The sequence below is a fragment of the Aerococcus viridans genome (assembly GCF_001543285.1).
Taxonomy (GTDB): domain Bacteria; phylum Bacillota; class Bacilli; order Lactobacillales; family Aerococcaceae; genus Aerococcus; species Aerococcus viridans.
Genome location: NZ_CP014164.1, coordinates 1,463,102 through 1,484,981 on the forward strand (window position 1 = coordinate 1,463,102; position 21,880 = coordinate 1,484,981).

Here is a 21,880-nt window from a genome sequence, read left to right on the forward strand (position 1 = left end):
AGGTGTATATTAACTAACTTACTTATATCGTAAAAGTAACAATCCTGACTAGAATCAATTTTAAATATTGGCCTCTGAAAAACTATTAAAATAGATTTCCGAATGTAAGCTGAAGCCTTATAACAACTGCACTTAATGTCAGAACTGCCTATAGTTTATCGTAGCTTTAGTCATCTGTTTCAAAGAAAACAAAATGGTCAATTGCTTTAGCAACCCCGTCATTTTCATTAGAATCTGTGATATAATCTGCGAACGCTTTTACATCTGGGCGACCATTTTCCATCACCACAGATGTACCTGCCCACTTAAGCATAGCTAAGTCATTCTCCTCGTCACCAATTACCATCACTTGGTCTTTAGTTAACTCTAAAATATCGGCTAAATGACTCACACCAGTTCCTTTATCAATCCCTTTAGGCATGATTTCTAATTGGAAAGGATGGCTACGCATCACTTCGAAATCTTCATATACCCAGTTTGGAATTTGATCAATCATACGCATTAAATGGTCTGTTTCTGTATTTATCACCACTTTAAAAATTGCCGTTTCTGGATCTAAATTGTCCATATCAAATTGTTTGAATGGTAAGAAATTCATTGTTTGTTGATAAAGACCTGGATGGTTTTCAGGGAATGGGAATTGGTAAACTGCGTCAATCAATACTGCTTCAAGTGGCAATTCTAAAGACGCCATCACTTCATATAATGCTTTAGCTTCCGCCATTGACATGGTCACTTGGCTAGCTACTTTGCCGGTTTTATTTTGAATAACTAACCCGCCGTTATAGGTAATAGAATAGTGGTCTGCCGTATTGGTTGCTAAAGTATCCAAGAATTTTTGAATTGCTTCAAGTGGTCGACCAGTACAAATCGCAACATCCACACCGTTATCAATCGCCTTGCGAATCATTTCACGGTTACCCTCACTAATCGTCTTATCGTTTCGTAATAAAGTGCCATCTAAATCAATTGCAATTAATTCAATCATAATGCCCTCATATTTCTGTTCAATATTTTCTACATTACCTACATTTTGACACATTTCCCCATGAAAAACGACTAAATCCTCTTTAATTTGATGATTCTAGTAATTTCTCATCAAATTCTTCTAAACGAACAGCCGCCAATTTAGACACACCAGAATCCTGCATGGTTACGCCATACAAGATATTTGCTGACTCCATCGTCCCCTTACGGTGGGTAATCACAATAAATTGCGTCTTATGCGCAAATTCGCGTAAAAACCGACCATAACGAGCTACATTGGCTTCATCAAGCGCCGCTTCCACCTCATCTAAAATAGAGAAAGGTACAGTTTTCACATCTAAAATCGCAAACAATAAGGCAATTGCAGTTAAAGCTTTCTCCCCACCTGATAATAAGGATAGGTGTTGCAGCCGTTTCCCTGGCGGTTGAGCTTCAATATCAATTCCAGATTCCAACAGATTATCCGGTCGCGTCAATTTTAGACTCGCCCGACCTCCACCAAATAATTTAGGAAAGATATCTTCAAAAGCATCCCGAATAGCAATAAAGGCTTGTTCAAATCGTTCAGCTACCTCTTCATCCATTTCAGAAATTGTTTGATAGAGTTTTTCTTTGGCAGCCAATACGTCATCTCTTTGTTTTTGCATAAAGGTAAACCGTTGATTTACTTCTTCAAACTCATCAATGGCTGCTAAATTAACCGGTCCAATTTGTTCAATTTCTTTTTTTAACTGACGAACTTTTAAGGATGCTGATTCCATAGACATGGTTAATTCTGACGTCGCTCTTGCCCGTTCAAAGGTCAGACCGTATTCTTCCCGAAGGTGGGTTAAATGGTTATCAATCGATACTTCATATCGAGAAGCTGTTGCCTCCACCTTAGCTTGCTTTTCAAGCAAGTCTTGGAGATGTGTATTCATTTCTTGGACTTCTTTGTCTAAGGCATCAGCCTTATTCTGCGCCTCATTGCGGACTTTTCGGACCGCTTTTAATTGAGCTTCACAATCTTTCTGTGCTTTCACAGCTGCTTGATAGTCAGCTTCCAAGGTGCCAGAAGTTTCAGAATTGGATAAAATAGCTTCCCGCATCAATTTAAGTTCCGCTTCTACTTGGCTTACCTGATTTTCTTTTGCTGCTAATTCAGCTTCTTGACCTGCTAATTGACTTTCAACTTGAGTGTATTGCGATTGCATGACCGCTAAATCTGTTTCAGCAGCCTGCAATTGACCTTGTAATTGCGCCCTTTTTTCCGCCTTATCAGTTGCTGATAAGTTCATATCCTCGATCAGATTTTTCAATTGGTTGACTTGATCGTCAACAACTTTTAAATCCGCTTCTAACTTCGCTTTTGCTTTTTCTTGTTTCGCCTTCGTTTTTGAAGCAGAAGCTTGCAGGCTTTCACCAGTTTTTAAAGCTTCAGTTAAATCAGCAATTTGCCCGGTTAACTGGTCAATTTGACTCGTTAAAGTCCGTTCACTAAAGCGTGCTTCATCACCTTGTGCTTTGATTGTTTCAAGCTCTTTCACCATCTCTTCAGATACTTGTGACACTTGGTGCATCTCTTCTTGCAAGTTGGTTACGGTCGCTGTCAAGGTCTTGATTTCCTGACTTAAATGATCGATGTCCGTTTTCCGGGACAGTAAACCAGCATTGTTATTCCGTTTCGTTGCCCCACCAGTCATTGACCCACCAGCGTTAATTACATCTGATTCAAGGGTCACAATCCGGTAGCGAGAATACAGTGCTTTAGCAATCGCACGGGCATTGTCAAGATTATCAGCGACAATGACATTCCCCATTAAGTTGGCCATAATTTGTTGGTATTGGTTATCAAAGTCAACCAAATCAACCATCACACCGATAAATCCAGGCATAGACTGAATTTTATTCAAGTCATTGGGATTTACTGACCGGCCTTTAATCACATCAAGTGGGAGGAAAGTTGCCCGCCCTGCACGTTGCCGTTTCAATTCACCAATTAATTGACTGGCTACCTGACCATTTTCTGTAACGATATTTTGCATAGCGCCAGCAAGTGCCGTTTCAACGGCCCCAGTATAAGTATCTGGCACGCGGAGCAATTGGGCAACTGCCCCGTGGACACCCTGAATTTTATCTGATAGGTCTAAAGCTGCCTTAACCCCCTGGTAGAAACCAGCATGGTCGCGGTCCAAATCTTCTAGCGACTCTTTACGGGCAGTGGCCTGCATTAGCCGTTGATTCGCTTGGTTCATTTCTTGATTAGCTCGGTAAGCTTCGTCTTGCTTGGCTTTTACTTCTTGATCTTTCATTTGATATTGGTTAAGCAAGGACTCTATTTCTTGACCCATACTTACCTTATCCGCTTCAGCCTTAGCAAGTTCGGCTTTCAATTCAGCTAAAGTAGTTTCTTTAGCTGTTCGCTCAGACTGGTTTTTTTCAACTGAGGCGACTTCATTCGCTATATCCTTCTCAAGCTGGCTTAAGTCATTTTGTAGACTGGACTGTTTTTGTAGTGCTGTAATATATTCGGTCCGTTTAGCTTGAACTGCTGCTTCAGAATCATCCGACAGGTCTTCAAGCGCAGACAGTAAACTATCGCGATCAGTCGTTTTTTCATCAATATCCTTTTCCATATCCGCTAATTGGGCTTTTAATTGGATAATGGAGGCTTTAAAGTCTTTTACCGCAGCCTTCAAGCTATCAAGATTCTCAGCTTGGTTGGCTTGGTTATTTTCCTTGAAAAGGACTTTTTGGTGGTGAACTTGAATTTTAGCTTGTAATTGCTCAGCATTTTTCACCAAATCAACATACTGCTCATGCAACTCGTTAACGGACGCATCTGCCTGACTAGCCTTGCCTTTATAATCCGTAAGCGAGGCTTGTGTTTTAGTTAAAGCAGCTCGTCGGTTATGAATGTCCTCACCATAAGCTAAGATATCATTTTTGGCTACTTGCCACTGCTCATTCAAGGTTTCAATCTGAACTGCCGTTAATGCAATCTCAATGTCAGACAATTCTGCCTTTGATGCTTTATAACGTAAAGCTGCATTCTTCTGTTCTTCTAAGGGCTCAATCCGGTCAGCAAGTTCAGATAAAATATCATAAATTCGGTGCAAGTTCTCTTCAGTATGTTTCAACTTCCGTTCAGCTTCATGCTTACGTGACTTGTACTTCATAACACCAGCAGCTTCTTCAAAAATACCTCTTCTATCCTCTGGCTTCTGGGTGAAAATCTGTTCTACTTTACCTTGAGAAATAATTGAAAATGAATCCCGTCCAATTCCCGTATCCATCATTAATTCGGTGATGTCCCGTAAACGGCAGGGACGACGGTTAATCATATATTCAGAATCCCCAGCCGCTGTATAACGACGTGAAACAGCCACTTCATCTGTTTCAAAATTCAAGGCGCGGTCGCTGTTGTCAAAAGTGAGGGTTACTTGGGCGTACTGTCCCTTACGGCGGTCTTCAGCACCTGCAAAAATCACGTCAGACATCTTAGATCCACGCAAGGACTTGGCAGATTGCTCCCCCAGAACCCACTTAATGGCCTCTGTAATGTTCGACTTCCCTGAGCCGTTTGGTCCTACAATAGCTGTAAACCCATTATCAAATTCGATTGTCGTCTTATCCGCAAAACTCTTAAAGCCGACCATTTCAACTGTTTTTAGGTACACAGGCTAATTCCTTTCTCCTACTATTTTTTCAACAATTCTAAAGCATTGGCCGCAGCAGCTTGCTCCGCCGCCTTCTTAGAATGGCCAACGCCTCGTCCAATGATTTCATCATATAAACGAACTGCCACATGAAATTCTTTACTGTGCGCTGGACCAGATTCACTTTCAAGTTCATAGGCCAACTGAATCGCACCCTCTTTTTGTAACTCTTCTTGTAAGGCCGTTTTCGCATCAGATAAACGTGTAAAATCACCATTCTTGATCTTAGGATAAATGGTTAGGGACATCAAATGCTCTATCGCATCTAACCCAAGATCAAGATAAATCGCACCTAGAACCGACTCAAATAAATCGCATAATAAAGATGGGCGCTTGCGTCCATTACTTGCTTCCTCACCATTACCCAAACGTACAAACTGGTCAAAACCACACTCAACACAACGTTTAGCCAATGACTCCTCGCGAACAATTAAAGCACGTAAAGACGACATCCGTCCCTCATCCATCTCGGGATAATTACGGTATAAATAATTAGATACCACTAACTCTAAAACCGCATCCCCTAAAAATTCAATCCGCTCATTATCCTGTAAAGCTAGATTTTGGTTCTCATTCACATATGAAGAATGGGTAAACGCCTCAATATAATGCGTTTCATCTTGTATTTCCAAACCAAACCGATCAGCCAATAAAGCCTTCACACCTGACAAATCCATGAAAATTCCTCCTTCTTTATTTTCAATAAAATAAGGCTGGACAACCAACTGCCAGCCTCCTCAAACATCGAATCATAAGCCTACTTATGGCTATCGATATACTTCACAATATCCGCAACAGTTTTAATTTCTTCAACATCATCATCAGAAATCTGGATACCGAAATTATCTTCCAATTCCATCACCAATTCCACAACATCCAACGAATCCGCACCCAAATCGTCCGTAAACGACATCTCAGGCGTCACACTAGAAGCCTCCACACCGAAACGTTCCACAATTAAAGCCGCTACTTGTTCAAAAGTTGTACTCTCTGCCATGAAAATCCTCCTAAATAAAATCCTAACTTACACATCAACTAAAACTTTTTATTTTTTGAAAAAGGGGGAAACTAGGTCAAGCTAGCTCCACTTTCAGCAAATTTATTCTGCCTTCTTAGCAGCCATTTCTTTTTCAAATGTTGTGGCCAATTCCTCAATAATACCTGCATCTACAATTGTCGCTGCTTGTAAAATTGTATGAAAGACGCTCGTCGCATTTGAAGAACCATGTGCTTTTAATACTGGTGCTTTTACACCAAATAAAATACCGCCACCTGCTTGGTCTAAATCAATTTTAGTCATCATATCTTTTAATGACCCTTTGATTAGTAAACCACCAAGTTTAGAGCCAATTCCACCATCCATAATCGCATTTTTAACCAATTTCATTACAGCAGCTGCTGTTCCTTCAACTGATTTTAATACGGCATTTCCAGTAAATCCATCGGCTACGACAATGTCTGCTACCCCGTTTAAAATTTCACGAGATTCGACATTACCAGTGAAATGAATCTGATCATTGGCTTTTAATAAACCAAAGGCTTCTTTCGTTAAGTCATTCCCTTTATTGTCTTCAGTACCGTTATTTAATAAACCAACTGAAGGTGCAGCTTTTTTCAAGACTGCACGGGCATAGGCTGTTGCCATGACTGCATATTGATTTAAATATGACGCTTTTGATTCCGCATTGGCACCACAGTCTATTAATAATACTGAGTCCCCAATATTGGCTAAGTTTGGTAGAGCTGCCATTAAGGCTGGACGCTCAACACCTTTCATCCGGCCGACCACTAGTAAGCCTGCTGTTAATAAGGCGCCTGTGTTACCAGCTGAAATCAAGGCATCTGCTTCACCGTTTCGTACTGCACGCGCTGCCATCACCATAGATGATTCACGTTTTGTACGTACAGCTCTTACTGGGTCATCTTCAGATAATATCTTATCTGCTGCGTGAACAATTTCCACGTTTTCAGGTGTAGACCCTTCAATTTCTGCTTTGATCGTATCTTCATCTCCATAAAATATGATGGTGACGTCTTTACGTTCAGCTGCAGCTTTTAAGCCACCCAAGACGATTTCTTTAGGCGCGTTATCGCCACCCATTGCATCTACTGCAATTCTCATTTCTATGCCTACTTTCTACATTCAATAAATTCAAAAAGCTGCTCTTATTATATCATACCCCAAAGCCACTTGTAGCCTATAAGGGAAAAAGGATTTCAGCTTGAAAACTTGCAGCACGTTGGCCTTGATTGTCTTTATTTTGCCTAAATTTTTATTGCACCAATAATCCTAAGCGTTGATTGTTGTCACTTGCTGGTCAAGCCATTCGGCTAATTCAGTGAATTCATTTAAATGGCCTTCAAAGTAAGGAATAAATTGGATGGCGTCTTCCCGAGCCACTTCTAAAATGACACCATCTTCAATTGGATCAGCCACCTTAAATTCTGGTAGACCAGACTGACGGGTGCCAAAGTAATCACCGGCACCACGTAATTCTAAATCTTGCTGGCTAAGGTAAAAACCATCTGTCGATTCAACCATAATATTCATCCGCTGTTTCCCGTTATCTGTTCTTGGATCAGCCACTAAAACACAGTATGATGCATACTCACCACGTCCTACCCGTCCTCTTAACTGATGGAGCTGGGCTAAACCAAACCGGTCAGCATCTAAAATCACCATATAAGTCGCGTTTGGTACGTTAACCCCTACTTCGATAACTGTTGTTGACACGAGTATTTGAATATCATTATTCTTAAAGGCTTCCATGACTTGGTCTTTTTCATCCGCACTCATTTGTCCGTGTAATAAACCAACTGAAAACTGACTGCCAAATTGCGCCACATAAGTTTCATAAATATGCTCAGCATTTTGTGCTTCTAAAGCTTCTGATTCACCGATTAAAGGGCAAATAATATAAACTTGTCGGCCTTTTCTCACTTCTAGCCAAATTTGTTCATCAACTTGGGCTTGTCGGTTATGGCGAACCCATGATGTTTCAATCGGAATTCGTCCTGAAGGCATTTCTTTTAATTTAGAAACGTCCATATCCCCCATCATCGTAATCTCCAATGTACGAGGGATTGGCGTTGCGGTCATATACAGGACATTAGGTGCTTTAAATTCCCCTTTTGCCACTAATTTAGACCGTTGGTTAACCCCAAACCGGTGCTGCTCATCAATCACAACCATCCCTAAGTCAGCGAATTTCACATCATCTTGAATTAAGGCATGTGTCCCAATTAAAAGGTCAATGTCCCCGTTTACCAAATCGGCTAAAATTTCCCGCCGTGCTTTAGTTTTCGTCGAGCCCGTCAGTAAAGCCACTTTGTAATCCGTTTTTTCAAAGAATCCTGAAATGGAGGCATAGTGTTGGTCAGCTAAAATTTCAGTTGGTACCATCATGGCGCCTTGAAACCCAGCGTCAATCGTTGCCACTAAGCAAATCATAGCTACTACCGTTTTCCCGGATCCAACATCTCCTTGAAGAAGACGGTTCATCTGGAAGGGCTGCCGTAAATCTGCGCAAATTTCATTCACTACAGCCTTTTGGCCAGCTGTCAATTCAAAGGGAATAGTCTGGATAAAGTCACGAAGATGGTCGTTATCATAAAGTATTTGAGCACCATTGGCAATGCGACGTTGTTGTAATTTGCGCCATTGTAATTTCAAGGCGTACAAGAAGAGTTCTTGGTATTTCAATTGCCTACGTGCTTGCCGGTTGTTTTCTTGACTATCTGGAAAATGGATTTGCTGGATGGCTAACTTATGCGGCATGAGTTGGTATTTTTCCCGCAAAGTTTCGGGCAATAATTCCACAACTAGGTCCCCATATAAATCAATAGCTTGCTTGATTAAATCGGTCAGCGATTTAGTCGACAGGCCTTGAGTTAAATGGTAAATTGCTTCAAAATCATTATCACCACTCTCCTCATCTTGGTGGTTGGAGAATAGTTTGATGCCTACAATTTGTTGTTTAGCCGCTTCAAATTTCCCATAAACAACAATTTCTTGGTTGACCTGAATATTCTTTTTTAAGTAAGGCTGGTTAAAGAAGATAACCTGCAATACCTCATGGTCCATAGCTAAGCGATAGGTCAAACGGTTACGATTGCGCCCAAAATATTGGACAACGGGTTCCGTCACTACCACACCTTTTACCGAAGCTTTGGTATTATCCACTAATTCACCGGCCGATTTTACAGACACATCTTCGTAACGGAAAGGGAAATGGTAAAGTAAATCTTCTACCGTTGAAATCCCAACCTTTTCTAATAATGCCGCTTTTTTTGCGCCAACACCTTTCAAAACTGTCACTGAATCGGATAAAGCTCGTGCCATCACAATCCCCCCTTTCCTTAAAAGTAGCTTGTTATAAGGAAAGAAACCCGGTCAAACCAGGATTCTTCCATTAAATTCACCTTATTATTAAGATTAATGATATCGTTATCATTAAATATTAACCTGGCTCAAGATTTCAATCAAAGCGCGTCGATTCGAAAACCCAGATAAATGATTAGCAATTAAGAACCCATCTGCATTGGTTTCTTCTTTCAAACGGCGCAACTGCATTTCCACTTGTTTAGGTGTGCCGTATACTTTTTTAGACGCATGCCTATCTTCTGCATCCGGATCAATAGTTGTAACAAAGTCTCTTGCTTCAGACACTTCCATCAACTCCAAATAAGCACGTTTGTCATCTTCTAGTGCATCTATCCAATCATTTAAGGCATAGTTTAATACTTCCTTCATATTGCGCTTTGTAGAAGTCACTGCATAAAGGGCGATTAGTACTGAAGGTTGTGGCATCCCTTTAGAAGGTTTGAAGTGTTTTCTATAAATCTTGATTGTTTCAATACATTCAGCCAAATCTCCTGAGAAGAATAAGCCGAATACCATACCTAAGCCTTTTTCGGCGATAAACTTCGCATTACGGCGTGAACCTAACATGGTATAAAGTGGCGTCACGCCGTCAAAATAAGCAGGCATTACACGTAGTCCATGCATCTCATCTTCAGTTGTTAGATCATCATAAAGTAAACCTGCAATTTGTGAAATCGTCTTTTCATAATCTAGTCCACGGTTAATCTGCATCCCCAATGTTTCCTGACGGGTAACTTCTTTTGGCATAGAATGGCCAACACCTGCTTCAACACGTCCAGGATACATGGCTTCAAGCACCATATAGTTCTCTGCAATTTGATAAGGAGTGGAATTATTGATAATCACCGCACCCGTACCCAACTTAATCTGCTTTGTTGCTGCACCGTAACGGGCTAATAATAACTGTGGAGTTGATGATAAGACAGCTGGCGTTGAGTGGTGTTCTGTTAGCCAGTATCGGTCTAAGCCCTTTTCATCCGCCAATTTAGCTAATTCTATTGACTGCTCAAAGGACTCTAATACCGATGTATTTTTATCCCGAGGTATAAAATCTAAAATACCTATCCCTAAAGTCATTTTGTCACTCCTCTTACTGATTTCAATAACCTTATTTTACCATATGTAGAAATAGAATAAACTGTTCAATTACTTTTACAAAAAATGAAGTTAAATCCAAAACTGTCAATAATGATCGATATCCAATAACCCGTCCCAAGCATACTGTGTCCTTATTCCCAACAATTTATGATAAGTTTAAGTGGATGAATAAAACACCTTTGGGAGGTAGAAAAATGAAAAAATATTTGCGTTATCTTGGACTGGCTTTAATCACTTTGGTGGTCGCTGCTTGCGGAAAGCAGACGGAAGATACACAAACCATCAAAGTGGCCACATCACCTGGCCCCTATTCTATTCTATTTATGGAAGAAGTGGCCCCAAGATTAGAAGAACAGGGCTACACCGTTGAAGAAATTCAGTTTTCTGAATTACGCCAAGCTATGATTGCTGTTGATGAGGGTGAAGCGGATATCAATGTAGACGGTAACCGTTTGAACACTGAAAGTTATAATGATACTCTGGGTGCTAGCTTTGAGCAAATTGTCCGTATCCCAACTGTACCGGCAGCTATCTATCCGGGGCAAAAAGACAGTCTTGATGCTGTTGAAGAAGGTGATACCATCGCTATCGGTAATGGTACAGTTTCCATGATGCGTGGTTTATTACTCATGGAAGACCTTGGGTGGATCACTTTAAACCCAGACGTTGAAGCAGCCAAAGTGACTGCTGACGATATCGAAGAAAATCATGTAGGCATTGAAATTGTCGAAATGCAAAGTGCTGCTGTCCCACCTGCAATCCAAGATGTCTCTTATGCCTTAGTTGCTGGATCAATCGCTTATGACGCGGGTATGGACTTAGACTCCCGTTTGGTCACAGAACAACCAATCGAAGGCCTACTACTTGAAGCCATTACGACTGCAGATAAAATGGACCAGCCTTGGGTGGAAGATATCAAAGCTATCTACCAATCAGAAGACTTCAACCAAGCAGTACTTGACCGTAACGAAGAAATTGGCACAGAGTTTTGGATTATCCCTGAAGAAAATCAATAGATTATAGACTTAAACAAAAGACAAAAAAGCCATCGCGGTAAGGGTTCATCCCCAACCACGATGGCTTTTCTTATATATACATTGAAGTGATTTTAGGTTTTTCACACATCGCTATGACACAGTGACCCTAGCTAGCGCGTACATTGGCAAACTTTATCATCCGCAACTTGAACGCCGACTACAGCTTCCACCATATTTTTAGCCACTAAGTCTAGATTAGCCAAGTAATAATTGCGGTCAGTTGCATCTGCTAGGAAAAATAATTCCAGTAACCGGTAATTAATTCCCCAACTTCGTGCATTATTACAATTCAACAAGTCCCCTCTTTTTGATAAGCCTAAACCGTTTCTAGTGACTAAGCCAAAATGCTTTTCAATCATTGCAATCAAGTTATCATCTATAGCATCTGTCACATAGTCCGAATGAATGATGATGTGCCCGCCTTTTTGTGGTTGAAGAGCTGCATCCATATGTACTTCAACCACCACCCAATCCGCATAGGTCTTCATATCTGTTGCATGTTGGTAAAGATTGTCCATATAGAAAGCCACTTTGATGCCAGCTGCTTTAGCACATTTTTCAATATAGGGTTTTAACTTCCGTACCATTTCTGCCTCAGTAAATTGCCCAGATACGGCACCTGGGTCCCCATTTCCATGTCCAAATGCAATTAAAAGGCCTTTATATTCTTTAAATGTTGTTGATTTCATCTTGTCTCCTAACCCACCAACAAATGGCGAATAGATTGTAGTTTGTCCATCAAATTGCGTTTCTTATTGTAAATAGCTTGGCGAGAAATTGGGTAAATTTCAAGTAATAACTTGGTCTTCCCCTGACAAGCAATCACTTGGTATAGAAAGTCTAAATCACGATGTTGTAATATTTTCGCCGCCTCAGCTAAGAAATGCTCAATATCAGCTGTTAACTCAATCCTCGGCCCCTCACCTAAACCTTCCTCAAACACCCAGTCATCCGCTGTCGAAAATTCCTGACCACCCAAACGTGTGTGCTTACGCAATTCATCCAACACCCGCCAAGTTATCACCCGCTTCACATAAGCCACAAACCGGTAACGGTCAGCCTCACTTAGCGGATCCCCATCAAAATCCTCCGCTGCTTGATATAAAGCAATCTGCGCCAACTGGTAAATATCATCGTAATAAGACTTATACACATCCACATGATATCGATTTAAGACATGCACAATCACACCATGATACTGGTCCAACAACTCCGGATACTGATATTGATCAAACATAAAAGCAATTTCCTCCCCTAAACGAGCTTAAAGTATCTTTTCATCACCTGCAGGTAACTTAAAATACGTTTATAACTGAGGAAAAGGCAAGTCCATATTAGGATGACAGGCTAGTATTTTTCACTAGAATTATCACTTAAAAGTCAAAAGTGACGCAGCAAAAACTGTAAATGAGCTCAAAATATCACTTATTCAATATAAAACAATCTATTTTCAAGTCCTAGCAATTATTTGGTTTCATAAAAATAAATACAATGTTATAAATAAGATAACAAAAAGTATAAAGGTGGTAGAACATGCGCATGTATAACAGGAATCTTGAAACAGTCCCAGAAAAATTCAATTGGCAAGATCATCTCAACACCATCATCGAAAAAGCCATCACTGGAAATCCCCGTCACTTCAATCAACTGCTTCAAAACATGTCCCTCCTCTATAATGTATCGGCATTCAAACTACCTTTTAAGACAATTATTCTTTTCACCGACCAATCCTTTGGCATTAGTCACCTAGACACCATGTCACTCTTGAAAGCTTGGCATGACCAATACGCCTTCCCGGCGACTTATTTCAATCAAACACACACGCATATTTTGGATAGTAATAAGCGGTTACCGATTACCCTTGGAAAATTTGCCTTCCAACGCTTTGATGACAAAAAGGAGATCAATCACATTCTGGCCTTACATAATATACAAGTCTACTATGCGGATGCCCAGTGCAAGAAGGATACCTGGATTGAAGTAGACAACCACTTCAAATATAGAATCAATCTAAAAAATAAATACTTAAGAGAAAAAATGGGTTTTTATGCCACCTTCCGCCAACAACACTTACGATTCTTTAATCAAATGGCTTTTTATAGTCAGTTCAACCACTTCACTCATCATCCATCATTAAGCAATCAAGCTGATGAGGATACATTTGACAATCAACAATTTATGGTCAGCGAATCTGCCTATCAACCCATTAAAGCATATGTAGACTTTGGCCAGCTAGATAGTATGTACCAACTTTTCGCCAATATTCTCTACTATGTTTTTGGTCAAGAGAAATTAAAGAAAATCGCAGGCAAAAACACACAAAAGAAGATACGCAAAATTCAAAAAGGCATTAAAGAATAGGATCAAACGCCGTACAAGCCTAACAGTAAATTAAAAAAGCTGAGCTACCATTAGCCCAGCCTCATGATTTATTATCCTCTATAACTAGATATCAATTTCTAACAAAATTGGTGTGTGGTCTTGACGTGTACCAGAGTCTAGCATTTCAGATTTTTGCACTTTGTCTGCAATCCGGTCACTTACCAACCAATAATCAATGCGCCATCCGGAATTGTTGATTTTGCTTGTTTTCACTCGTTGTGCCCACCAAGTATAAACACCTTCAACGTCGCCATGAATATGACGGAAGGTATCTGTGAAACCGCGGTTTAACAAATTGGTAAAGCCAGCACGTTCTTCATCAGTGAAACCAGCAGAAAAATGATTATTTTTAGGGTGTGCCAAATCAATTTCTGTATGGGCGACATTAAAATCACCACAAGCAATCACTGGTTTCTTAGCATCCAAGTCCGCTAAATAGTTTGCATACTGCACATCCCAAACTTGACGGTCTTCTAAACGCGCTAAAGCAGAGCCCGCATTTGGTGTGTAAACATTGGTTACATAAAAATCAGTAAATTCTAACGTAATCATACGACCTTCATAATCCATCGTCGTTGGTGCTCCAATTTGTGGGAAAGTGACTTCTGGCGTGTAGTCTTTCTTGTATAAGAACATGGTACCAGCGTAACCTTTACGGGCAGGCTCAACACTAGACACCCAGACCACTTTATAGTCAGGCACATCTGCTTCAATAATATCCAAATGTTTTTTAGTTGGACCTTTCGCCGATAGTTTTGTCTCTTGAATCGCAATTACATCTGGTTGGTGTTCGCGAATCATTTTTAAGACCTCTCGCGATAATTCAGCACGCGGAGATGCCCCAGTTAAAGCGGCATTTAAAGAATCAATATTCCATGAAATTAATTTCATTGTTAAGCTCCTTTATCTCTCTTATTTAGCATCATTTTAGCATAACCAGAAAAGAACCCCAATTCAAATGTATGATTGGGGGTAAGTAAATGGCTATTTCAAAAAATATAATCACTTGTCTATATGATTAGTTTATCAAAAAACGCATGGTCTTCACCACGCGTTTCATTCAATATGCTATTCTTCATCTACCCAATGATATATAAAGAGTACGTAGCCCCAAAACTTCTTAATTTCACGGAAACCGCTAGCTTTTAAATAACTAGGCTCAAGTTGTGTGACATCAATAGTTTGAGTGCTTTGGTAGCAACTTTTCCAATATTAGGTAAAGCGTGTGACATAATACCCTCTCCTTCATTTTCTTCACTTTATATTACTATCTTAATATATATAAGTTTATACTAAAAGGAGAAAATGCTTGATTTCAAAGACAAGCGTGAATAAGCTTACCTCAACAAGTGGAAGAATTAGTTTATATTCTTCCAGTTAAGCGCCTCAGCTGGAACAATTAGTTTTTATTCTTCTAGTTAAGCGCCTCAGCTGGAACAATTTATTTTTATTCTTCCAGTTAAGCACCTCAGCTGGAACAATTGGTATTTATTCTTCCAGTTAATCACCTCAGCTAGAACAATTTATTTTTATTCTTCTAGCTAGGTACAACTCAAAACCAAAAAACGTATATGCCTTACTTGCGCAAGCAAGGCATATACGTGTATAAAAGGGGATCAAATTTAGGTATTACTAGATGCGTTGGATACTATTAATTGTAGTTTGCTTGTCTTTCTTTATATCCATAATAAGCATCTTCAAGGATTTCTTGCATTTCATTTACTAAAGCTAAGCGCGGATTCACTGGTGTACACTGGTCCTCAAAGGCTAAGTAGGCGATATCTTCTGTTTTATCCATGAAGGCAGATTCATCAACGCCCTGGTCTTTTAGACTCATTTGAATTCCAACACGTTCTCCAAGTTCGAACACAGCTTGAGCTAAGTTTTTTACTCCTTCTTCTGGAGTTTTTGCATCAAGTCCGATTAATTTAGCGATGTCTTGGTATTTTACATCCGCTTTGTAGTAATTGTATTTTGGCCAGTTCGCTTGTTTCGCTGGGCGGGTTCCGTTATAGCGAATAACGAATGGTAGTAAAATCGCATTTGTTCGACCGTGAACTGTATGGAAAACTCCACCAATCTTATGAGCCATTGAGTGGTTAATTCCTAAGAAGGCATTACCAAATGCCATACCAGCCATAGTTGAAGCGTTATGCATTCTTTCACGTGCTTCTGGATCATTATATTTTACTGAAGCTTCTAAGTTTTCGAATACAATCTTAATTGCTTGTAAAGCAAGTCCATCAGTAAAGTCGTTAGCCATCACTGATACATAAGCTTCGATTGCGTGGGTTAACACGTCCATCCCTGTATCAGCTGTAACAAAATCTGGTACAGTCTCAACTAAAGCAGGATCTACAATTGCGACTGTTGGTAGTAATGAATAGTCCGCTAATGGGTATTTCATATTATTTTTCTTATCAGAGATAACCGCAAATGGTGTCACTTCAGAGCCTGTTCCTGATGTCGTTGGAATACCTACATACTTCGCTTTAGACCCAAGTTCTGGGAACTTAACTGCTCTTTTACGAATGTCTAGGAATTTTTGAACTAAATCTCTAAAGTCTACTTCTGGTTGTTCGTAGAATAACCACATGACTTTAGCCGCATCCATAACAGATCCACCACCTAGGGCGATAATTGTATCGGGTTGGAATTGAGCCATCGCTTCAGCTCCACTTCTAACAGTTGTAATATCTGGATCTGGCTCAACGTTATGGAAGATTTGGTAATTTACTTTGTTTTGGCGTGCCTCAAGTTGGTCGATAATTCTTTGCGTAAAGCCGAGTTTCATCATTGATTCATCCGTAATAATCATGACACGTTCAACATCAGCCATTGTTTTTAAATATTGGATTGAGTCACGTTCGAAATAGATTTTTGAAGGTACTTTAAACCATTGCATGTTATTGCGTCGTCTCCCAACTGTTTTAATGTTAAGTAAATTCAATGCTCCGACGTTTCCACCAACTGAGTTGCGTCCGTATGATCCGCAACCTAGAGTTAATGATGGGATGAAAGCATTGTATACATCTCCGATTCCCCCGAATGTTGAAGGAGAGTTCCAAATAACTCGAATGGCTTTAACTTGACGGCCGAATTCATTTGCTAATTCTTGATTTTGTGTATGAATCGCAGCTGAGTGACCTAATCCAAAGAACTCAACCATTTGTGCAGCTTTTTGAATTCCATCTTCAGTTGTTTCTGACTTCAATAAGGCTAAGACTGGAGATAGTTTTTCGCGTGTTAATGGTTCGTTTGGTCCAACTTCTGACACCTCTGCTACTAGAATATTTGTTTCTTCCGGAACGGTGAAACCTGCTTGTTCTGCAATCCATGTCGCTGGTTTCCCAACAATTTCATTATTTAATTTTGCGCCAGCACAGTTTTCACTGAATGCTTTAGAACCGAAACAAAATTCCTCTAATAGTGCTTTCTCTTTTGAATTTACGATATAAGCATGATAGCTTACTAATTCATCTTTAAATTCTTTATAGATTTCTTTATCAACAATTGCGGCTTGTTCAGAAGCACATACCATTCCGTTATCGAATGATTTACTTAATACGATGTCATAAGCTGCTTGCTTAACGTTTGCTGTCTTTTCAACGTAAGCTGGCACATTTCCTGCCCCTACTCCTAAAGCTGGCTTACCACATGAGTAAGCTGATTTAACCATGGCATTTCCACCAGTGGCTAAGATTGTCGCAACCCCATCGTGATTCATTAATGCATTCGTTGCATCTAACGATGGTTCTGTAATCCACTGTACACAGTTTTCTGGTGCACCTGCTTCAATCGCTGCATCTCGAACGATTTGAGCAGCGTGAGCCGATGACTCAAGTGCTGCCGGGTGAAATGAAAAAATGATTGGGTTACGAGTTTTTAATGCGATGAGCGCTTTGAAAATAGTTGTCGACGTCGGATTCGTTGTCGGAGTGATGGCGCAAATAACTCCAACAGGTTCAGCAATTTCTGTGATCCCCGTCACTTCATCATCACTGATAACACCAACTGTCTTCATATCTCGCATGTAATTTACAACGTGCTCACAAGCAAATAAGTTCTTTGTCGCCTTGTCTTCAAATACACCACGGCCAGTTTCTTCAACCGCATGTCTTGCTAAAGTACCATGTTGATCTAAAGCTGCAACTGAAGCTTTCGCTACAATGTGATCAATTTGCTCTTGATTAAAATGATCGAATTCCTCTAAAGCAACCAAACCTTTTTCTACTAAACCATTAATCATGTAATTAACATTTCCGATAACTTCTTTTTCAATTAATTCCGTCATTGTTACGCTCCCCTTTTCTTTATCTTTGATTACATGTTACTCTTTTCACAAACGAAAGTAAAGAGGTTTATTGTTAAAAACGCTAATATAATAGGTTTTTATTAGGTGTTGTAACAGTTATCTATGCTGTTTCATTCAATGATAATTCTCTATATGTGATTAAATGAGCATATTGACGCTTCTGTTATATAACAATATTGATATTGTTTTATTGATATAAATATTTTTTTGAATATACTGGTAATATTTGCTAGAAATACATAAAAAGCGCAACACTGTTTTAAAGTGTTACGCTTTAATTATGTCGCTTTATTTAATCATCTAAATATCCTTTATAGCGTTCTGTTCTCAACAATCTTTTAGCATTCTCGACCCGTTCTGCAGTCGGTGGTTCGACTCCTTCCAAACGGTATTTAAATCCAAGTGCCTCATATTTGTAGACACCTAGTTTATGATATGGAAGCACCTCGAACTTGCGAACATTTGATAAAGTTTCAACATAATCGCCTAATCGAATCAGATACTCATCGTAATCCGTACGCGTTGGAACAAGTACGTGTCGAATCCAAACAGGTATATTCAACTCTGAAAGTAATTCAGCCATCTGCATGATATTCTCATTGCGCACACCCGTTAATTTTACATGACCTTTTGGATCAATATGCTTAATATCAAATAAGAACAGATCAGTATACTTCATCAGTTCTTCAAATTGTGAGCGGAATGGTTCCTCTAATGTAAAGGGTGCGCCACACGTATCAATGGTTGTGTGGACACCATGTGCTTTACAAATTTTGAAATATTCAATCAGAAATTCGATTTGAAGTAAAGGTTCTCCCCCACTTACAGTTACTCCGCCGCTATTACCCCAAAAAGAACGGTATTGTATGGCTTCATCGAATAATTCTTGTGGTGTATATTGCGTTCCTCCACGCATATTCCAAGTATCTGGATTATGACAAAACTGACAACGAAGACGACATCCTTGCATAAAAGAGATGAATCGTATCCCTGGTCCGTCAACTGATCCGAAACTTTCAGTCGAGTGGACGTTCCCAATAATTGGTGTTTTAACTTCTGACAAGATATATCCCCCTTCAACAAGATATCTAAAACTTAAGTGATTACATTGAACTGTGCATTGTACGGTTAATAACATCCATTTGTTGCTCTCTAGTTAATTTGATGAAGTTTACAGCATAACCAGATACACGGATAGTTAATTGTGGATATTCTTCTGGGTGATCCATCGCATCTAATAACGTTTCACGGTTAAACACGTTAACGTTTAAGTGGTGTCCACCTTCTTTAATGTATCCGTCTAACATATTCACTAAGTTATCTTTTTGAATTTCTTCATCTTTACCTAATGCTTTTGGAATGATTGAGAATGTATTTGAAATTCCATCTAAAGCATATTCGTAAGGCATCTTAGCAACTGAAAGTAAACTTGCTAACGCCCCATGAGTATCACGTCCGTGCATTGGGTTCGCTCCAGGAGCAAATGGCTCTCCTTCACGACGACCGTCTGGCGTGTTACCAGTTTTCTTACCGTAAACAACGTTTGATGTAATAGTTAAGATTGATGTTGTATGGATAGCATCACGGTATGTTGGATGTTTCTTAACTTTAGTCATGAATGCTTTAAGTAAATCAACACCGATCTCATCGGCACGTTTATCGTTATTACCGTATTGTGGGAATTCACCTTCGATTTCATAATCGACAACTAGACCATTTTCATCACGGATTGTTTTAACTTTTGCATATTTGATTGCTGATAAAGCATCAATTGCAACTGAGAATCCAGCAATACCTGTAGCCATCGTACGTTTTACATTTGTATCATGTAAAGCCATTTCGATACTTTCATAGCTGTATTTATCGTGCATATAGTGGATAACGTTTAATGAATTGATATACAATCCTGCTAACCATTCTAACATGTCATCATAACGTTCCATCACTTCATCATATTCTAAGTATTCTGAAGTAATTGCTCGATAGCTTGGTCCAACTTGTGCTTTCGACATTTCGTCGACACCACCGTTGATTGCATATAATAATGCTTTTGCTAAGTTCGCGCGCGCACCGAAGAATTGCATTTGTTTACCAACTTCCATCGCTGACACACAACATGCGATGGCATAGTCATCACCGTAAATTGGACGCATAATGTCGTCATTTTCATATTGAATGGCTGATGTGTCAATAGACATCTTCGCAACAAATCGTTTGAAATGAGTTGGTAAGCTTGGTGACCATAACACAGTTAAGTTTGGTTCTGGTGCTGGTCCTAAGTTTGATAATGTATGTAAGAATCTAAATGAGTTTTTAGTTACTAGTGGTCGTCCATCAATCCCAACACCACCGATTGCTTCAGTGACCCAAGTTGGATCTCCTGAGAATAATTGGTTGTAATCAGGTGTACGTGAGAATTTAACTAGACGTAATTTCATAACGAAATGGTCAACTAATTCTTGCGCATCTTTTTCTGAAAGCACACCTGTAGCAAGATCACGTTCAATATAGATATCTAGGAATGTAGATGTACGACCTAATGACATTGCTGCCCCATTTTGTTCTTTAATTGCCGCTAAGTATCCTAAGTATAACCATTGGAATGCTTCTTGCGCTGTTTCAGCTGGACGAGTTAAATCAAAGCCGTAAATATTACCTAATTCAATTAAATCTTGTAAGGCACGGTATTGTTCACTAACTTCTTCACGTAGACGCATAACTTCTTCGTTCATTTGTCCGTTACCAATATTTGCGAAGTCTTTTTGTTTCTCTTCCATTAAACGGTTTACTCCGTATAATGCAACACGACGGTAATCTCCGATAATACGTCCACGACCGTAAGCATCTGGAAGTCCTGTAATTACTCCTGAACGACGAGCAGCACGCATCTCAGGTGTGTATACATCAAATACACCTTGGTTATGAGTTTTGCGGTACTCTGTAAAGATATGTTCAATTTCTGGATCAATCTTGTAGCCATATGCTTCTGCAGATTGAACAGACATATGGATTCCACCGAATGGTTGTAAACTACGTTTGAAAGGTTTGTCAGTTTGAACACCCACAACTTTTTCAACGTCTTTGTTCAGGTAACCCGCATCATGTGACGTAATTGTTGATACAACTTTAGTATCCATATCTAGAATGCCACCAGCATCACGTTCTGCTTTTGTTAGTTCCATTACTTGATCCCATAATTGGAAAGTTTCAATCGTTGCACCTTCTAAGAATGAATCATCACCTTCGTATAAAGTATAATTCTCTTGAATAAAATCTCTAACATCAATTGACTCTTGCCATTTAGTCCCTGTAAAACCTTCCCAAGGATTAACATTCATTTTTTCGTTTTTTAATTTTTCCACGGTATCCCCTCCATATAAATTCGAAGCAAACATCTAAGCTTGTGATTAATTACACATATGATAAACTATTTTTATACCTAAAGCAATAGGATATAACAATAAGCAATAGGATATAACAATTATTTATGTGAATTTTAGAACATTGTACAAAAATAGCCCCATCGTTAGACAGGACTTTTAAATATTAATTTAATTCGGAATAAAATCACTCGGAATACCTAAAGCAATACGAGCAAAGCGTGAGATGCGAGATAAATCCCAATGCGGTTTAAAGACAACTTTTATATCGATTTCAGTAATTTTATCAAAGTTAGCTAATTGATATCTCACGTCACTATCAATGAAGTCTGCTAAGGGACAACCGGCAGTTGTTAAAGTCATTATGACTTCAACCTTCCCTGCTTCATCCATATCTACTTCATATATTAGGCCTAAGTTCGCAATATCTATGCCTAACTCTGGATCGATGACTCCTGTTAATTGCTCTAGTAATTCTTCTTCGTACTTTAATGCTTCGTTTTTGAATAGAATACCAAATTCTTCATTCATAAAAGATGTTCCTTTCGTTTAAATAATATATTTATTTTATTCATATTGCTTATGAAGTTTTTGTTCGC

General features: G+C 39.4%; 16 protein-coding genes. 2 read left to right on the plus strand and 14 right to left on the minus strand.

The window, feature by feature from the left end; all coding sequences use genetic code 11:
* Positions 1 to 166: 166 nt before the first annotated feature.
* From AWM76_RS06975 to AWM76_RS07005, 7 genes are all read right to left on the minus strand, one after another.
* Complete coding sequence (locus AWM76_RS06975) at positions 167 to 988, minus strand: Cof-type HAD-IIB family hydrolase (RefSeq protein ID WP_039935583.1); 822 nt, start codon at positions 986 to 988, stop codon at positions 167 to 169.
* Positions 989 to 1,070: 82 nt separating this feature from the next.
* Positions 1,071 to 4,646, minus strand: coding sequence for a chromosome segregation protein SMC (smc, locus tag AWM76_RS06980; protein WP_004262373.1), 3,576 nt, complete (start codon positions 4,644 to 4,646; stop codon positions 1,071 to 1,073).
* A 20-nt stretch (positions 4,647 to 4,666) separates the two neighbouring features.
* Entirely contained in the window at positions 4,667 to 5,362 is a 696-nt protein-coding gene (rnc, locus tag AWM76_RS06985) for a ribonuclease III (RefSeq protein ID WP_039935580.1), read from the minus strand.
* A gap of 80 nt (positions 5,363 to 5,442) precedes the next feature.
* A complete protein-coding gene (locus tag AWM76_RS06990; protein WP_004262367.1) occupies positions 5,443 to 5,682 on the minus strand; it encodes an acyl carrier protein in 240 nt (79 codons plus the stop codon).
* A 102-nt stretch (positions 5,683 to 5,784) separates the two neighbouring features.
* On the minus strand, positions 5,785 to 6,807 hold the full coding sequence (gene plsX / locus AWM76_RS06995) for a phosphate acyltransferase PlsX (protein WP_004262364.1): 1,023 nt from the start codon (positions 6,805 to 6,807) through the stop codon (positions 5,785 to 5,787).
* A 168-nt stretch (positions 6,808 to 6,975) separates the two neighbouring features.
* On the minus strand, positions 6,976 to 9,027 hold the full coding sequence (gene recG, locus AWM76_RS07000) for an ATP-dependent DNA helicase RecG (RefSeq protein ID WP_004262361.1): 2,052 nt from the start codon (positions 9,025 to 9,027) through the stop codon (positions 6,976 to 6,978).
* Between the two features lie 111 nt (positions 9,028 to 9,138).
* Positions 9,139 to 10,146, minus strand: coding sequence for an MsnO8 family LLM class oxidoreductase (locus tag AWM76_RS07005; protein WP_004262358.1), 1,008 nt, complete (start codon positions 10,144 to 10,146; stop codon positions 9,139 to 9,141).
* A gap of 215 nt (positions 10,147 to 10,361) precedes the next feature.
* Here AWM76_RS07005 and AWM76_RS07010 point away from each other — a divergent pair, with 215 nt between their 5' ends.
* Complete coding sequence (locus AWM76_RS07010; RefSeq protein ID WP_039935564.1) at positions 10,362 to 11,183, plus strand: MetQ/NlpA family ABC transporter substrate-binding protein; 822 nt, start codon at positions 10,362 to 10,364, stop codon at positions 11,181 to 11,183.
* A gap of 131 nt (positions 11,184 to 11,314) precedes the next feature.
* On the opposite strand, the gene AWM76_RS07015 is transcribed toward AWM76_RS07010, so the two are convergent.
* Positions 11,315 to 11,893: an N-acetylmuramoyl-L-alanine amidase gene (locus AWM76_RS07015; protein ID WP_004262352.1), complete on the minus strand. Its 579-nt coding sequence runs from the start codon at positions 11,891 to 11,893 to the stop codon at positions 11,315 to 11,317.
* Positions 11,894 to 11,901: 8 nt separating this feature from the next.
* Entirely contained in the window at positions 11,902 to 12,441 is a 540-nt protein-coding gene (locus tag AWM76_RS07020; RefSeq protein ID WP_004262351.1) for a sigma-70 family RNA polymerase sigma factor, read from the minus strand.
* A gap of 296 nt (positions 12,442 to 12,737) precedes the next feature.
* On the opposite strand from AWM76_RS07020, the gene AWM76_RS07025 reads away from it, so the two are divergent.
* Positions 12,738 to 13,565, plus strand: coding sequence for a hypothetical protein (locus tag AWM76_RS07025; RefSeq protein ID WP_039935562.1), 828 nt, complete (start codon positions 12,738 to 12,740; stop codon positions 13,563 to 13,565).
* 84 nt (positions 13,566 to 13,649) lie between these two features.
* Here AWM76_RS07025 and AWM76_RS07030 read toward each other — a convergent pair whose 3' ends face one another.
* From AWM76_RS07030 to AWM76_RS07050, 5 genes are all read right to left on the minus strand, one after another.
* Entirely contained in the window at positions 13,650 to 14,477 is an 828-nt protein-coding gene (locus tag AWM76_RS07030) for an exodeoxyribonuclease III (protein WP_004262349.1), read from the minus strand.
* Positions 14,478 to 15,237: 760 nt separating this feature from the next.
* Positions 15,238 to 17,880 carry a bifunctional acetaldehyde-CoA/alcohol dehydrogenase gene (gene adhE, locus AWM76_RS07035; RefSeq protein WP_004262348.1) on the minus strand — a complete coding sequence of 881 codons (2,643 nt, stop codon included), beginning with the start codon at positions 17,878 to 17,880 and terminating at the stop codon, positions 15,238 to 15,240.
* A 313-nt stretch (positions 17,881 to 18,193) separates the two neighbouring features.
* Entirely contained in the window at positions 18,194 to 18,964 is a 771-nt protein-coding gene (pflA, locus tag AWM76_RS07040) for a pyruvate formate-lyase-activating protein (protein WP_039935557.1), read from the minus strand.
* Between the two features lie 40 nt (positions 18,965 to 19,004).
* Complete coding sequence (pflB, locus tag AWM76_RS07045) at positions 19,005 to 21,239, minus strand: formate C-acetyltransferase (RefSeq protein WP_039935578.1); 2,235 nt, start codon at positions 21,237 to 21,239, stop codon at positions 19,005 to 19,007.
* A 213-nt stretch (positions 21,240 to 21,452) separates the two neighbouring features.
* Positions 21,453 to 21,812, minus strand: coding sequence for a metal-sulfur cluster assembly factor (locus AWM76_RS07050; RefSeq protein ID WP_003142512.1), 360 nt, complete (start codon positions 21,810 to 21,812; stop codon positions 21,453 to 21,455).
* Positions 21,813 to 21,880: the final 68 nt, after the last annotated feature.